The following is a 14,885-nucleotide window of genomic DNA, read 5'->3' on the forward strand; positions in this document are numbered from 1 at the left end:
TTAAAGTAATTAAAAGTGTTGGAGGGTGAAAAATAAAGGATTTATGAGCAACAAAAAGGAACAAGTAGTTTATAATTTTTATACTAAAGGTGAAGAGATAGCAAATGCTATAACTCATGGAGTAGGAGCTATAGTATCTATTATAGGAAGTGTATTTTTAATTATAGCAGCAGCGAATTCAGGAAGTAATTATGCTTTTGTTGGAGTTTGGGTATATAGTATTTGTTTAATAATATTATATCTTGGCTCAACTTTATATCATAGTATTCCAGGAGCCTTAGCTAAAAGAATATTAAGGATATTAGATCATTCGTCTATATATTTATTAATAGCAGGAACATATACACCTATTATATTAATACTGATGAATAGTGATAAAAAATCTATGGAAATATTATTAGCACTATGGATAATTGCATTTCTAGGAATAATATTTAAGATATTTTGGATAGATAAGTTTTCTATTTTATCGACAATACTATATATATTAATGGGTTGGATCATAGTACTTAACGTTAAGGTAGTTTTACTTTTAGTACCTATGAAAATATTAATATATATAGTAGCAGGCGGTCTTGCATATACTATAGGATGTATATTTTATGCATTGGATAAAATGCCGTACAATCATTTTATATGGCACTTATTTGTAATTGCAGGAAGTGTATTACATTATATTGCAATATTCTTAGGAATACTATATTTATGATTTTAAGGTTAAAAGTATTTATATACTAGTTCATATATAAATACTTTTAACTTTTATTTTTAGTTTTTTTCATTTATGGGTTCATTTTCACTAGGTAAAGGAGCACCTTCACTATAGAGACTTTTTTTATTTTTTAACCATGTAGAATAGTTGGTCTTAAATTCGGATTCTTTATTTTCTAAAGTATAGTTATAGAAATATTCTAGAAAAGTGGCTCTTGGAATATTATCTGTTAATATTATTCCGCCAATAGTAATTTGATCATTAAGTATTGTTGAAAGAGATTCATTAGATGGATTTTTCATCATTTGAAACATTGACATAAACATAGTTGTTCTACCATCCCCAGCGTCACAATGAAATAGTATATGTATATCATCAGTTGTATTATTAACAAAGTTTATAAAGTCATCTACTGCTTCAGGAGTTGGAATTGAATTATCCCTTACTGCAATTCTTTTATAACCTAATCCGAAATTTTCACAAGTTTTCTCTTCATTTGATACCACATTGGCTTTCAATGATTCTAAATATTCTCCTGTTGTTTTAAAAATTGGAATATTAGCACCTATTGATATTTTTGATAAGTCTTCCTCTTCTGCTTTTAAGGTGTTTTGAGAATTTAAATTACTATTTATAAGCTGGAAAAAACTATAATAGCTTATAGGACTATCATCAATAAATCCATGCGATTCTTGTCTTAAGTCAACTACAGTTATTTTAGGACTAGTTATAGCTACTTTTATATTATCTATTTGGCTAGGTCTAAATTGAGCACAACCTGAGATATTTAGTTCTTGAATGTTTCTAAATCTAGGAGGAAGTTTATAATTTTTTTTAACATCTAATATTATAAACTTATCCTCAAGAAATGGGATGGTATCTGGTGAACTTATAGTTGCCATGGATACATTAGATCGGTTACATATAGATAATAATGTAGATAAAATAATAAAAATAGAAATTGATTTATATTTAATATTTTTTAATTTAAACATAGAAATCTTCATATAGAACCTCCTATTTAGTATATTCACTAAATATTTTGTGCACAAAAATATAAAATATCCTTCATATAAAATATTCTAAAGTATGTATAATTTACTAAGAATATAAACTAGGATTAGGGTTAATATAATAGTGTAAACAAAAAACTTTTAAATGAGAGGGAGTTCAATTTTAAAAGTAGTTTACAAAACCAATAGCCAAAGGAGGAATTACAAATGGCAAAAACATTAGTTCCAGAAGCAAGAAAAGGATTAAGTGCATTCAAGAATGAAGTTGCAGCAGAGTTAGGAGTTCCATTTAGCGATTACAATGGTAACCTAACATCAAAACAATGTGGTTCCGTTGGTGGCGAGATGGTAAAAAGAATGGTTGAACAATACGAAAGTTCAATAAAGTAAGCCACCGGAACAAATTAACTAAAGGTTAAAAAGACAGGATGGATATACCGCCAAAGAATTTAGTATTGTAACCATTCAAAAAAGAAGAGGTATTTCTAAAATAAAAATTATATTTTTATTTTAGAAACCTCTTTTTTATTTATAAAAGAAAATTTCATTTTGTTATAGAGATGTATTCACAGTTATATTAAGCTTTAGGCGATTGATATTATAAAGTTATATTTTAAAATAATAAGTAAAACAAGGATAAATAAAGAAAATTAACAATAAATAAAGATAACTTCTTATAATGATTATATTTATATATAAATGAGTATAGGAAATAGTTCAGTATTAGCGTACTATTTAATTAATACACTAATACTGTCGAGGAAGGAGATAAAAGATGTTACTTGAATTAAATTCAAAAGAGCCGATATATCTTCAAATAATTGCTTATATGAAAAAAAGAATAGTTTCTGGGGAATTAAAAGGGGGCGAAAGGGTTTTGTCTGTAAGAGAATGTGCAAACGAATTAAAAGTTAATCCAAATACAGTTCAAAAGGTTTATTCAGAGTTAGAAAATGAAAATTTAATATATACCCAAAGAGGAATTGGAAAATTTGTAACTGAAGATGAAAAAAGAATAAATGATTTAAGACGAGAGATATTTAATGAAACTATAGATAAATTTATTGAAGACTCTAGGGCATTAGGATTTACTAAAGAAAGAATATTAGCAATTATATCAGAAAGATATAAGGAGGATTAAGATGAGTAGTTTATTAGAAATAAAAGATTTATATAAAACAATAAAAGGAAAGAAAGTATTAAATGGAATAGATTTAAGCCTAGAAAAAGGGAAAGTTTTAGGAATAATGGGGCCTAATGCACAAGGTAAGACAACTCTTTTAAACACAATACAAGGATTTTTAAAGTTTGATAAAGGGGAAATAAAGGTTGATGGATTATCTATAGGAGCTGAAACTAAAAATTATATTGCATTTTTACAAGATAAAAATATTTTTCATAAAACAATGAAGATAAAGGATGCAATAAATTTATACTCAGATTTTTTCAATGATTTTGATATGGAAAAGATGAAATATTATTTGGATTTCATGAATCTAGATATTGAAGCTAAAATAAAGGATTTATCAAAAGGAACAAGTGAAAAGTTTAGCTTATCATTAACTTTAAGCAGAAAAGCTAAGTTGTATCTGTTAGATGAGCCTATATCAGGTGTTGATCCTGTTTCAAGAGAAAAGATTTTAGATGCAATATTAGATAATTTATCAGAAGAAAGTTCAATGATAATAACTACTCATTATATTGGAGAACTCGAGAGAATATTTGATGAAGTTGCTTTTTTAGGAGATGGGAAAATAATAGAATTTGGAGATGCTGAAGAGCTGAGAGAAAAATATAAATTATCAATTGATGAAATTTATAGGAAAGTATTTGCAGAGTAGATTGAAGAAGGAGTAATAGTATGAAAAATGTTTTAAATATTTTAAAATATAATTTTGGAAAATACAATTCAGGAATAAGTAAGATATTGTATATAATTGCTTTTATAATTTTATGTATATTAACTTTAGGGATATTTATAAAAGTACCGTTTATTGGAGAGTTGATGTCAATTATGAACATTGCATTCATTTCAACATTTTTAGGGATAAACTTCGTAACTTCAATAATAAAATTCATATCACAAATATCAAAAGATAATGGTAAACTAATCTTTACTTTACCAATAAAATCTTGGGAATTTATGATTGCTAAGTATATAGAATTTATAATTTTACAAGGAAGTATTGCTGTTGTTGCATATATAGTATCAAGTCTTTCCGGCAATACAATGGCAGAAGTAGTTAAGATGGCATCATTTGGAGTGGCTTTTGGAACTATAGCAGCATATATTGTAATTACTTCGTTTATAGTAATATTTTCGACATATATTTATAATATAGGATTATGCATACTTTCTGTTATAGTAGGTGGTGGAATTATTCAAGGTTTTGTTGCAGGAATTAATAGGTTTATAACTAACTTATTTCCATATGTTTATTTAAAAATTGGATCATTTATAGAAATTGATTTGATATCTATGCTTTTGGGGATCTTATGGGTAGGTATTCTTGTTACAATGGCAGTGAATCATCTAGATAAAAAATTAGATATTATTTAGGGGGATATAATTATGAAAAAGATATTTAAGATATTTTTAGCACTATCATTAAGCGTTGTATTAGTTGGTTGTAGTGTTAAGTTCGGAATAGAAAGTAGAAACAATGATAATTACACAGATTCAACTAATTATAGTGGAGAAAGCATAAATAAGGTTGAATCAATAGAAGGCATAAATAAACTTAATATAAAAATAGAAGTTAGCAATGTAGAGATAATGTACTATGAAGGCAAGGATATTGAAGTTTCGGGTACTTTAGGAAAGCTTTCTAAAGGAGTTACAATAGATAAAAGTTCTGATGAATTAACTATTAATGAAAAATCAAAAAAATCCAATAGTATAATTAGAGATTCTGCTAGTGATTTAAAGATAAAGATACCAAATAGTTATAATGGGAATGTAGACTTAGAGTTTGGTGTCGGAGAATATGAAGTTAGGGACTTAAAAGTTGATAATATAAATGTTCGTTCAGGAGTAGGAGAAATAGTTATAAAGAATATTTCATTTAATAAACTTTATTTAGAAAGTGGAGTAGGAGATGTTGAATTAGAAACAAAAGAAAGAACAGGGGATATAGATATTAAAGGGGGAGTTGGAAGCGTTGATGTATCATTAGGAGATGTAAATGGTAACTTAACGTTTGAAGGTGGCGTAGGAGATACTAATATAAGTATTCCATCAAATTCTCCAGTAAGTATAAAAACTGATTCTGGTCTTGGAAATGCTAATATAAGTGCTAAAACATCTGGAGAAAATAAATATATATTTGATATTAGTATAGGAATTGGAGAAATAAATATAACAAATTAAATTGATGCAGGTAAATTTGCCTGCATCTTTATTATTATCAAGTAAAAATGAAATTATCTAACTACTGATTTAATTAATTGAAGTCATAATATATTTATTAGAACTTTAGAGTTTTGTTTTAATTTATATAATATTACTAATATAAATTATTATGTTTATATATATGCTTAATATTGTACAGGAAGATGAAAAATGATAAAATGAGAACAAAAGTTCGTTGAGAACAATTATAATTAAGGTGATAATATGAAAAAAGTTAAGATATTACAAGCAGGAGACTTACATTTTGATACTCCATTTAAAGATTTAAATAAAAATATAGCTTTAATAAGTAAGGAAGAGCTTCTAGAAGTTTTTAGTAAGATTATTAGCATGTGTATAGAAAATTCTGTTGATATTTTATTATTAACTGGGGATATTTTTGATAATCTAACAGTAAATAAAAAAACACTAGTTTTTATTAAAAGTCAATTAGAAAGAATAAGTAACATAAAAGTATTTATATCCCCTGGAAATCATGATCCTTATTACGAAAAATCCTTTTATAAAATGATAGAATGGCCAAGTAATGTTCATATATTTAAAAGTTCAGTTGAAAGTGTAGTTTTGCAAGATTTAGAAACTGTTGTATGGGGGGCAGGGTTTAATACACATCATGTTAAAAAAAGTATGTTAAAGAATATTTCTATAAATGAAAAATACATAAATATAATGGTGATACATGGTGATATATCAAATAGTGATGAAGGAAACGATTATAATCCAATAACATTAAGAGATATAGAAGATAGTAGATTGGATTATATAGCCATAGGGCATAGACATAATTATAGTGGGATATTAAGGCAAAAAGACACTTGTTATGCTTATGCAGGATGTCCTCAAGGAAGAGGTTTTGATGAGCTTGGAGATAAAGGTATTATAGTTGGAGAGGTTTCAAAAGGTACTGTAGATCTAAGATTTATTAGGACTTCAAAAAGAAATTATTATGTAGTTGATGTAGACATAAGTAATTCTGTAAGTTATGAAGAAATAAAAGAAAGAGTAATAAATTCTATAAGTGAGGAAGAAAGAAAAAATAATTTATATAAAGTTATTTTAAAGGGTGAAATAGAATCTTATATAAATTTAAATGAAGATGTAGTATTTGAGAAGATAAAAGATTATTTTTATTTTGTTAAAGTGATTGATAATACTGATGTAAAGCTAGATTTTGATAAAATATCAAAGGATTATTCCATTAAAGGAGTTTATGCAAGAAAGCTACTAGATAAAATGGAAGAAGATGATTATGATGATGAAGTTATAAAATTAGCTTTAAAGATAGGAATACAATGCTTATCATATGAGGAAGTGAATTTGAATGATTATAAATAAGATACATATTATTTCTTTTGCTGGATTAAAAGATAAGATAATTGAGCTAAGTGATGAAACAAATTTAATATATGGTGAAAATGAGAAAGGTAAAAGTACCATTCAAAATTTTATTAGGATTTGGCTTTATGGTATGAATGCTAAAAGAAGCAAGGATATTAAAAATAATGATAGAATAAGATTTATGCCTATTGATGGAGATAAGATAAGAGGTGAACTTCATGTATCACATAATAGTAGAAAGTATATTATAAGAAGAAGTTTTGGCTTAACTAAGAAGGATGATACATCAGAGATATTAGATGCTGAATCTGGAGATATAATTTTAGATATACCAAAAGATGAACCAGGAAAGTACTTTTTTAATGTAAACACCTCAACATTTTTAAAAACATTATTTATTAGCCAATTAGGGGTATCAATTTCTAAAGATAAGGAAGAAGAAATAATAGATAGAGCAGCAAATTTATTAGGTAGCGGAGAAGAAAATGTATCACTGCAAAAGGCATTAGAAAAGTTAGATAATATAAAAAAATCTATAACTACAAGTAGAAAAAATGGAGAATTAGATCTACTTAGAAATAAATATAATTTGCTAAATGAAGAAAGATATGAGGCTTATAAATTATCAGAAACAAGTATAGATAAAGAACAGGCCTTAATTATTTTGAAAGATAATAGAGAAGAATTAAGAAAAGAACTTAAAAATTTAGATATATATAAAAAATACATGAAAAAGGCTAAACTTCAGAAAGAATATGAAGAAATCACTGAATATTTAAAGAAAAAGGAAGAGTTAAAGAAAAAGGAAAGATATATAGAAGAAAGCATATCCTCTAGAAACGGTGTAATAGATGAAGTTTTATTAAATGACATAAAGGATGAAAACTCTTTATATTTTAGTATATTAGATATGAAATCAGAAGAGGAAAAAAATTTAATTAGAAGTAAAGAAATTTATTCAAATAAGAGAAGTGAATTTGAAAATTTATTTTTTATAGAAGATTTATCAAGTGAAGATAAGAATAAGTTTATGAAAGCTATTATGGAAAGAGAAAACCTAAAGGAAAAGATTAAGAATTATGGAGTTCTAAATAATGATATAAATCTTATAAAAAAGGATATAGAAAAAAAGAAAGATTATATAGGAAGTGCCATAAATTTTAGAGGAATAAGAGATGAAATAGGAAAGTTGCTAGAAAAATATGAAGATAAGTTGAAGGAGCTTAAGTTTAAATTAGAGAGTTCTTCTAACAATATAAAAGAAAAAAATATAGATATTAAATTGAAGAGTCAAAATAGACTTATCAATTTATTAATTATAATTTGCTCTATTATTTTAGCTGTATTGATTTTTTTATTTAGAAACAATTTATTTTTGATAGTTATATTAACAGGTGTTTTAAGCCTTCTTATATTTAAAGCTTTTAATTTAAGAGCAGAAATAAATAAAAGTGATAAACATAATAGTTTATTTAGTATTGATAAGTTGGAAGAGGATATAAAGGAAATAGAAAAGGATATTTTTAAATATACGAAGTTGGTTGGAGCAATTTCCTATGAAGATTTTATTATAAAACTAAAGCTTTTTGATGAATTCAACTTGTATGAAGAAAAGCAAAATATAAAGATAACAGAAAAGGAAATTCAAGTTTCTGTTCTAAATATAAGGACAGTTGAAGAAAATTATAAAAGTAACGAAGAATATATAGAACATATATTAGATTTAGCAAAAACAAAAGATGTAAATGAAGTAATATTAATGTTATCTAAATACGAAGAAGTAAATAAGGATATTTTATCTTTAAAAATAGATATAGAAAAAGAAGAACAATCAATAAATAAATTACAAAAAGAGCTTGAGATAAGAGAAAAAAGAATAAGAGAAAAGCTTGAATTTATAGGATTAGAAGATATAGATTTATTTAGTTTAGAAGAAAAATTACTAGAGATAAAACAAAAGGTAAAGCAAAGAGAAGAAATAGTTAGGACTTTAGAAAGTATAGATGAAACCTATAAAGCCTTAACTAAGGATAAAGATATCGATGCAATAAAAGAAGATTTAAAGGACATAATTAATGAAAATATAAATTACACTTATTCATCAGAAGAGGAAATAGATAATCAGATCTCAATAAAATCAAATGAATTAATAGAAATCGAGAAGTCTATTAAAGATGTTGAAAATGATTTGAATAATAGATTTATAGGCAAAAGAGGTATACCTCAAATAGAAGAAGAAATAGAAGATGTTAGGGAAAAAATTAGCAAGTTTGAATTGAAGCTAAAAGCCACTGAATTAGCCATAGAAAAAATGAATGAATCTATAAGAGAAGTTAGAGGGAACTTTGGAAATATTTTAAATTCTAGTGTTATAGAATATTTTAAGAATTTAACAAATAAGAGCTATAATGATGTTATGGTATCTGATTCATATGAGATGAAAGTAAGGAAGGGGTCAGAGGTGCTACCTGGTGCTATTTTAAGTAATGGAGCAAATGATCAACTATATTTATCTCTTAGATTAGCATTTATTAATATGATATATAAGGAAATGGACTTTCCAGTTATATTAGATGATGCTTTTGTGCAATATGATGATACTAGAACTGAAAAAGCTATTGATCTACTTTTAAGCTGTAAATTCAAGCAGTTATTAATATTTACATGTCAATCAAGAGAAAAGGCTATATTTGAAAAGAAAAATATAGAAATTAATTATATTTCATTGTAGTATTGACAATAATAGTATAAGAAGATAAAATTATACCAATGAATAATGCAAATCATTTGCAGAAGAGGTGGAGAAATGAAGAAAAAAATAGTAGGTGTAATTCTTATACTAGGAATTATATTTTCTTTTTCTGGATGTGTAAATAAAAGTAATGAGAATGACGGAGAAAAATTAAGAGTAGGAGTTACAATTAATCCTCTAAAGGATTTTACAGAAGCTATAGGTGGGGATAAAGTAGAGGTGTTTTCAATAATACCAGATGGTAGTGATGCACATAGTTTTGATCCAAAGCCAAAGGATTTAAAAGATTTAATAAATACCAATATGTTTGTGTATAATGGACTTGGCATGGAAGAATGGATAGATTCTGTTTTAAATACAGTTGAAGGTAAAGATATTAAAATAGTAGAAGCTAGTAATGGGATAAAACCAATTAGTATATCAGAAGAAGATCACGAACATGAAGAGGGTGATGAAGACCATGGTCATGAGCATGGTGGAAATGATCCTCACATGTGGCTAAGCTTAAGTGATGCAACAAAACAAGCTGAGAACATAAAAAATAGTTTAGTTGAAATGGATCCGGAAAATAAAGATTACTATGAAAGTAATTATGAAAAGTTGAAACAAGATTTTGCTAATTTACAAAATGAATATAAAAGTAAGTTTCAAGAAATAACAAATAAGGATTTTGTTACTGGACATGCAGCCTTTGCTTATTTATGTAGAGATTTTGGATTAACACAAAAGAGTATAGCTGATGTATTTGGAGAAGGTGAATTAACTCCTAAAAATTTAGAAACTTTAATAAATTACTGTAAAGAAAATAATGTGAAAGTTATATTTAGCGAATCTACAGCAAGTGCAAAAGAATCAGAAACTTTAGCAAGAGAAGTTGGAGCTAAAGTAGAGAAGATATATAGTCTTGAAACTAAAGAAGATGATAAAAGTTATTTAGAAGGTATGAAATATAACTTAGAAACTATATATAATTCATTAAAAAATTAATATCTATATGCAAAATATAGTTTTTGTTTAATGAAGATTTAAGAGATATCGGATAATAGGCATTAAGAGTTCCTATATCCGATTTTTATTATCTATTAATTGAAACATATATATTTTAATATGATAAAATTATTAAGTAAGGGTGGTGTAAATTATGAGTAAGGCATTAAGTTTTTATGAAGGTGAAATTTCAAAATATGAAGAGAAAATAAAAAATATAAATGGGGTTATAACTAAGATTTCGACCTTAAGGTTGATAATAGCTATTATGGCTGTATTATTGGCATATTATTTTTACAAAGGAGAGAGTATAGCATACTTAATATCATCTATAGTTATATCTGTAGGTATATTTATTGTAGTAGCATATTATCATAACAAAAGAATTCAGGAAAAAAGAGAGTATGAAATTTATATAAATATAAATAGGAATGGCATAAATAGAATAAAGGGAACTTTTAAGGAAAGGGAAGATAAAGGAGAAGAATTTTTAAGCGATGAGCATCCATTTGCAAGCGATCTAGACGTATTTGGAAGAAATTCGCTTTTTCAAATGATTAATTCAACAAAGACTAAGTTTGGAAGAGCTAAACTATCTCAAATGTTAAATTTAAATGCAATTCCAGGTAGAGAAGAAATATTAAAAAAGCAAGAAGCTATAAATGAATTAGGTAAAAAAGTAGAGTGGAGACAACATCTAGAAGTTAAATCTACTATTAAAAAGAGCGGAACAAAAGATATAAATGAACTTTTAGAGTGGGCAAATGGAAAAAGTGAAATAAAACCATTATTTAAGATAGTTCCCTATTTATTTATAGCAATTACTATGATATCAATAGTATTAGTAGTTTTAAAAGTCTTGCCAATAAGTTATGTAATTTTAGTTTTTATGATTAATTACTTAGTAGTAAAAATACTTACAAAGGATTTAGTACAAATAATAAAGTTATTTGATAAGCATAAAAAAGATATAGAAGCATATACAAATTTATTGATACTTATAGAGAATGAAAATTTCGATTCAGTACTTTTAAAAGAGCTAAAGAATAAGATGAATTCTTCAGGTAAAAGTTGTGTTGAGGAAATGAAAGTACTTAAAAAACTGGTTGATTGGTTAGGTGATAGTTCATCTAATGCATATTATTTATTATTGAATGTGACTGTATTGTCAGATACTTTTATTTTAAGAAATTTAGAAGAATGGAGAAGATTAAATGGGCATAAGTTAGAAGCATGGCTTAATGTAATGGGTGAGTTTGAAGCTTTATCTAGTATATCTAACTTGTCATTTGATTTTGATGAATGGAGTTATCCTACAATTAGCAATTTAGATGTAGTTGAAGGAGTAAATATAGGCCATCCTATGTTAGGGGAGAGAGCTGTAGTTAATAGTTTCACTTTAAATCATGATTCAAAAGTTGCTTTAATAACAGGTTCAAATATGTCTGGAAAAAGCACTTTCTTAAGAACTATTGGTTTAAATCTACTTTTGAGCTATATAGGAGCTCCTACTTGTAGTAATGGCTTTACTTGTGGAGTTTTTAGTATATATACATGTATGAGAACTAAGGATAACTTAGAAGAAAGTATATCATCATTTTATGCTGAAATATTAAGGATAAAAATACTTATTGAAGCCGCTAAAAATGGAGAAAAGGTATTTTTCTTACTGGATGAAATCTTTAAAGGTACAAATTCAAAGGATAGACATGAAGGGGCACAAGTTCTTATAAATCAATTAGTAAATAATAATGCTATGGGGCTTGTTTCTACTCATGATTTAGAGTTATGCGATTTAGAAAAAACAAAGAAATGGATTAAAAATTATAACTTCCAAGAATACTATGAAAAAAATAATATTAAGTTTGATTATAAGTTAAGAGAAGGAAGAAGTAAAACTCAAAATGCAGTTCATTTAATGAAGCTAGCAGGTATAGAATTTAATGATAATTAAGCTGAATTCTAAGTTATATGTTGTAGATATAGTATTTTCAAATTTATTATTGTAAAAATCCTAAATAATAGTGAAAAGAACTTAATAAAATGGCATAATATACCTATAATAATAATTAATGAGAGGTATGCAAATGGCGTTTATAATAATTGATTTAGAATTTAACAATCTAGAAGGGATACATAAATATTATCCAAATATATTTGAAGATTATCCAAATTTACAAAATATAGATTTAGATAATGAAATAATAGAAATAGGTGCAATAAAACTAGATAATTATATGAAGCCGCTTGAAGAGTTTAAGACATATATAAAACCATCTGTTATTCCTGTATTAAATCCAAAAATATCAGAAATAACAAACATTAAAGAAGAGGATTTGGAAAAAGGAGTATCATTTGAGGTAGGAATTGAAAGTTTATCAAGAATTATAGATGATGGAGATATTATTTGTTCTTGGGCAAAGGATGATATTATAGAAATAATTAATAATGCAGTATATCATAAATATGATAATTTAGATTGGCTTAAAAACTACCTTGATTTACAGGAATATTCAACAAAAATATTAGGCAAAAAGAAGTCACTTAGCTTGAAAAATGCCTTGGAGGAATTAAAGATAAGAATAGATAATAATAAGTTGCATGATGCTTTAAACGATGCTATTTATACATCTTTAGTATTTAAAAGAATATATAATTCAAGAGCATTAAAAAGTTATATAATTAAAGATATCTATAATATGCCAGCAGTAGAGTTAAAAAACTTGTCAGAGTATAAGTTGGATTTAAATAAGATAAGATACAAATGCCCTAAGTGTAATGTAGATTTAGAGATTGAGTATGATTTTATACCTATAAAATGGAGATTCGTATCTCTTTGTAAATGTCCTAAATGTAATAATAAGATTTTAAATGAAGTAATAGTAAAAAAGACATTTAGTGGGGAAGAGGTTTATAAAGAAATTTCTACTATTGTAGATGAAATAGAGTATATGAATTATAGTTATAAAATAAAAAAAAACTAGGTGATAAATTAATAAAATATTAAATAATTATAATTTTAAAACAATTACATTGTAATTATGATAAAATGTATATGTGGCTTAGTTTTAAATTATAAGTATGGGAGATTGATAAAATATGAATATAGCATTTTTTTTAACACCTAAAAATGAGGTTATATATGAATATTTAGATGCAACCATGAGACAAGTTATAGAGAGAATGGAACATCATGGATATACAGCTATTCCCTTAATAGATAAAGAAGGAAAATATGTTGGAACATTAACAGAGGGAGATTTACTATGGAAACTTAAAAATACTCCTGATTTAAATTTTAAAAATACTGAAAATGTTAGAATTATAGATATTCCAAGAAAAAGAAAGCATAAAAGTGTTTCAATAAATGCAGATGTAGAAAGCTTAATTTCACTTGCTACAAATCAAAATTTTGTACCAGTAGTAGACGATGAAGGGATATTCATTGGTATAATAAAAAGAAGTGATATAATTAATTATTGTTATAGTGAAATGAGAAAAAAGAAAATAGTATAATCAGAATATATAGGAGGATTGGTTATGATAATAGTTATTTCTCCTGCAAAAACTTTAGATTTTGAAGAAATAGATAATAACTTACCAATGAGTGAGCCGAGGTTTTTAGAAAAGTCGCAGGAAATTATGAATGAGTTAACTAAATATGATAGTTACTCTTTAGAAAAACTTATGAAGATAAGTACTAAATTAGCAACATTAAATAGAGATAGAATTGAGAAATGGACAACTAGTTTAGAAACTTCTAAACAAGCTCTATTAGCCTTTAGAGGTGATGCTTATAGGGGGATGGATGTTGGAAGCTTATCTCATTCTGAGCTTTTTTATGCAAATGATCATTTAAGAATTTTATCTGGTTTATATGGAGTATTAAGACCATTTGATGGGATAAATGAATATAGATTAGAAATGGGAATAAAGTTACCGGTTAATGATTTAAAAGATTTATATGAGTTTTGGGATAAAACTTTAGAAGAAGGTATATTAGAGGAAATAAAGGGTCATAAAAATAAGACTATAATAAACTTAGCATCTAAGGAATATTTTAAATCTATTGAAGGATTAGTTAATAGAAAAGAAGTCAATGTGATCACAATAACATTTAAGGAATTTAGAGTTGATAAGTATAAAATAATTTCCTTAAATGCTAAAAGAGCTAGAGGTATGATGTCTAGATACATTATTCAAAATGAGATAGATGATATAGAGGATATCAAAAAATTTAATTTAGATGGATATGAATTTAATGAAGAAATGTCTACTGAAAAAGAACTAGTTTTCACTAGGGAATAGTAAAAGCGTAATAGATTCAGAGTTGATTTAGTAGGTTAAGTTAAAATTTTGTAATAATATATTAAAAAGATTTATGAGTTGCATATTTTAGCAATATAAAGTTATTAGAACAAGTAAATTAAGTAAAAACCAAGGGGGTCGCGTTTTGGTCATAACCCTATTATGTAGACAATCGACAAAGGGTTGAGTACAATCTACATAATGGGGTGATTTTTTATGTCAATAAAGCACAAAGCTTATAGTGCAGAATTTAAAATAAATGCAATTAAAGAATATATAAAAACAGGAAAGAGTCAAAAGAAAATATGTAAGGATTTAAATATAACTAGTACATCAGCATTTGGAAGATGGGTAATTCAATAC

At 26.0% G+C, this 14,885-nt stretch carries 15 protein-coding genes; 14 read left to right on the forward strand and 1 reads right to left on the reverse strand.

What is annotated here, in order from left to right; translation table 11 throughout:
* Positions 1 to 43 precede the first annotated feature (43 nt).
* Complete coding sequence (trhA, locus tag J2Z25_RS15990) at positions 44 to 709, forward strand: PAQR family membrane homeostasis protein TrhA (protein WP_209741279.1); 666 nt, start codon at positions 44 to 46, stop codon at positions 707 to 709.
* A 59-nt stretch (positions 710 to 768) separates the two neighbouring features.
* Here the strand turns inward: trhA and J2Z25_RS15995 are convergent, their stop codons facing one another.
* Positions 769 to 1,719: a phosphatase domain-containing putative toxin gene (locus tag J2Z25_RS15995; protein ID WP_209741280.1), complete on the reverse strand. Its 951-nt coding sequence runs from the start codon at positions 1,717 to 1,719 to the stop codon at positions 769 to 771.
* A 213-nt stretch (positions 1,720 to 1,932) separates the two neighbouring features.
* Between J2Z25_RS15995 and J2Z25_RS16000 the strand changes: the two genes are divergently transcribed.
* From J2Z25_RS16000 to J2Z25_RS19000, 13 genes are all read left to right on the forward strand, one after another.
* Positions 1,933 to 2,115: an alpha/beta-type small acid-soluble spore protein gene (locus J2Z25_RS16000; protein WP_008676663.1), complete on the forward strand. Its 183-nt coding sequence runs from the start codon at positions 1,933 to 1,935 to the stop codon at positions 2,113 to 2,115.
* 385 nt (positions 2,116 to 2,500) lie between these two features.
* A complete protein-coding gene (locus J2Z25_RS16005) occupies positions 2,501 to 2,866 on the forward strand; it encodes a GntR family transcriptional regulator (RefSeq protein WP_209741281.1) in 366 nt (121 codons plus the stop codon).
* Between the two features lies 1 nt (position 2,867).
* Positions 2,868 to 3,566: an ABC transporter ATP-binding protein gene (locus J2Z25_RS16010; RefSeq protein ID WP_097033589.1), complete on the forward strand. Its 699-nt coding sequence runs from the start codon at positions 2,868 to 2,870 to the stop codon at positions 3,564 to 3,566.
* Positions 3,567 to 3,586: 20 nt separating this feature from the next.
* Positions 3,587 to 4,285, forward strand: a complete 699-nt coding sequence (locus J2Z25_RS16015; protein ID WP_209741282.1) for a hypothetical protein — start codon at positions 3,587 to 3,589, stop codon at positions 4,283 to 4,285.
* A 12-nt stretch (positions 4,286 to 4,297) separates the two neighbouring features.
* A complete protein-coding gene (locus J2Z25_RS16020) occupies positions 4,298 to 5,095 on the forward strand; it encodes a DUF4097 family beta strand repeat-containing protein (RefSeq protein WP_209741283.1) in 798 nt (265 codons plus the stop codon).
* A 246-nt stretch (positions 5,096 to 5,341) separates the two neighbouring features.
* Positions 5,342 to 6,472: a metallophosphoesterase family protein gene (locus J2Z25_RS16025; RefSeq protein WP_209741284.1), complete on the forward strand. Its 1,131-nt coding sequence runs from the start codon at positions 5,342 to 5,344 to the stop codon at positions 6,470 to 6,472.
* Complete coding sequence (locus J2Z25_RS16030; protein ID WP_209741285.1) at positions 6,459 to 9,206, forward strand: AAA family ATPase; 2,748 nt, start codon at positions 6,459 to 6,461, stop codon at positions 9,204 to 9,206. Before J2Z25_RS16025 ends, J2Z25_RS16030 begins: the two co-directional genes overlap by 14 nt.
* A 75-nt stretch (positions 9,207 to 9,281) precedes the next feature.
* On the forward strand, positions 9,282 to 10,214 hold the full coding sequence (locus tag J2Z25_RS16035; RefSeq protein WP_209741286.1) for a metal ABC transporter solute-binding protein, Zn/Mn family: 933 nt from the start codon (positions 9,282 to 9,284) through the stop codon (positions 10,212 to 10,214).
* A gap of 154 nt (positions 10,215 to 10,368) precedes the next feature.
* The gene (locus tag J2Z25_RS16040; RefSeq protein ID WP_209741287.1) at positions 10,369 to 12,168 is read left to right on the forward strand and encodes a MutS-related protein; all 1,800 of its coding nucleotides are present in this window, start codon (positions 10,369 to 10,371) and stop codon (positions 12,166 to 12,168) included.
* A 133-nt stretch (positions 12,169 to 12,301) separates the two neighbouring features.
* The gene (locus tag J2Z25_RS16045) at positions 12,302 to 13,198 is read left to right on the forward strand and encodes a 3'-5' exonuclease (RefSeq protein WP_099346022.1); all 897 of its coding nucleotides are present in this window, start codon (positions 12,302 to 12,304) and stop codon (positions 13,196 to 13,198) included.
* Between the two features lie 115 nt (positions 13,199 to 13,313).
* Complete coding sequence (locus J2Z25_RS16050; protein WP_008676675.1) at positions 13,314 to 13,730, forward strand: CBS domain-containing protein; 417 nt, start codon at positions 13,314 to 13,316, stop codon at positions 13,728 to 13,730.
* Positions 13,731 to 13,754: 24 nt separating this feature from the next.
* Positions 13,755 to 14,522, forward strand: coding sequence for a peroxide stress protein YaaA (gene yaaA / locus J2Z25_RS16055; protein ID WP_209741288.1), 768 nt, complete (start codon positions 13,755 to 13,757; stop codon positions 14,520 to 14,522).
* Positions 14,523 to 14,738: 216 nt separating this feature from the next.
* On the forward strand, positions 14,739 to 14,885 hold a 147-nt coding region (locus tag J2Z25_RS19000; RefSeq protein ID WP_209741289.1), incomplete at its 3' end, for a transposase.

Source organism: Clostridium tertium (genome assembly GCF_017873245.1).
In the GTDB taxonomy this organism is placed as follows: domain Bacteria; phylum Bacillota; class Clostridia; order Clostridiales; family Clostridiaceae; genus Clostridium; species Clostridium tertium.

What these genes read in the sequence shown, in the direction of transcription:
- trhA (WP_209741279.1), top strand. Translation starts at nt 44, where the DNA reads ATGAGCAACAAAAAGGAACAAGTAGTTTATAATTTTTATACTAAAGGT.
- J2Z25_RS15995 (WP_209741280.1), bottom strand. Translation starts at nt 1,719, where the DNA reads ATGAAGATTTCTATGTTTAAATTAAAAAATATTAAATATAAATCAATT.
- J2Z25_RS16000 (WP_008676663.1), top strand. Translation starts at nt 1,933, where the DNA reads ATGGCAAAAACATTAGTTCCAGAAGCAAGAAAAGGATTAAGTGCATTC.
- J2Z25_RS16005 (WP_209741281.1), top strand. Translation starts at nt 2,501, where the DNA reads ATGTTACTTGAATTAAATTCAAAAGAGCCGATATATCTTCAAATAATT.
- J2Z25_RS16010 (WP_097033589.1), top strand. Translation starts at nt 2,868, where the DNA reads ATGAGTAGTTTATTAGAAATAAAAGATTTATATAAAACAATAAAAGGA.
- J2Z25_RS16015 (WP_209741282.1), top strand. Translation starts at nt 3,587, where the DNA reads ATGAAAAATGTTTTAAATATTTTAAAATATAATTTTGGAAAATACAAT.
- J2Z25_RS16020 (WP_209741283.1), top strand. Translation starts at nt 4,298, where the DNA reads ATGAAAAAGATATTTAAGATATTTTTAGCACTATCATTAAGCGTTGTA.
- J2Z25_RS16025 (WP_209741284.1), top strand. Translation starts at nt 5,342, where the DNA reads ATGAAAAAAGTTAAGATATTACAAGCAGGAGACTTACATTTTGATACT.
- J2Z25_RS16030 (WP_209741285.1), top strand. Translation starts at nt 6,459, where the DNA reads ATGATTATAAATAAGATACATATTATTTCTTTTGCTGGATTAAAAGAT.
- J2Z25_RS16035 (WP_209741286.1), top strand. Translation starts at nt 9,282, where the DNA reads ATGAAGAAAAAAATAGTAGGTGTAATTCTTATACTAGGAATTATATTT.
- J2Z25_RS16040 (WP_209741287.1), top strand. Translation starts at nt 10,369, where the DNA reads ATGAGTAAGGCATTAAGTTTTTATGAAGGTGAAATTTCAAAATATGAA.
- J2Z25_RS16045 (WP_099346022.1), top strand. Translation starts at nt 12,302, where the DNA reads ATGGCGTTTATAATAATTGATTTAGAATTTAACAATCTAGAAGGGATA.
- J2Z25_RS16050 (WP_008676675.1), top strand. Translation starts at nt 13,314, where the DNA reads ATGAATATAGCATTTTTTTTAACACCTAAAAATGAGGTTATATATGAA.
- yaaA (WP_209741288.1), top strand. Translation starts at nt 13,755, where the DNA reads ATGATAATAGTTATTTCTCCTGCAAAAACTTTAGATTTTGAAGAAATA.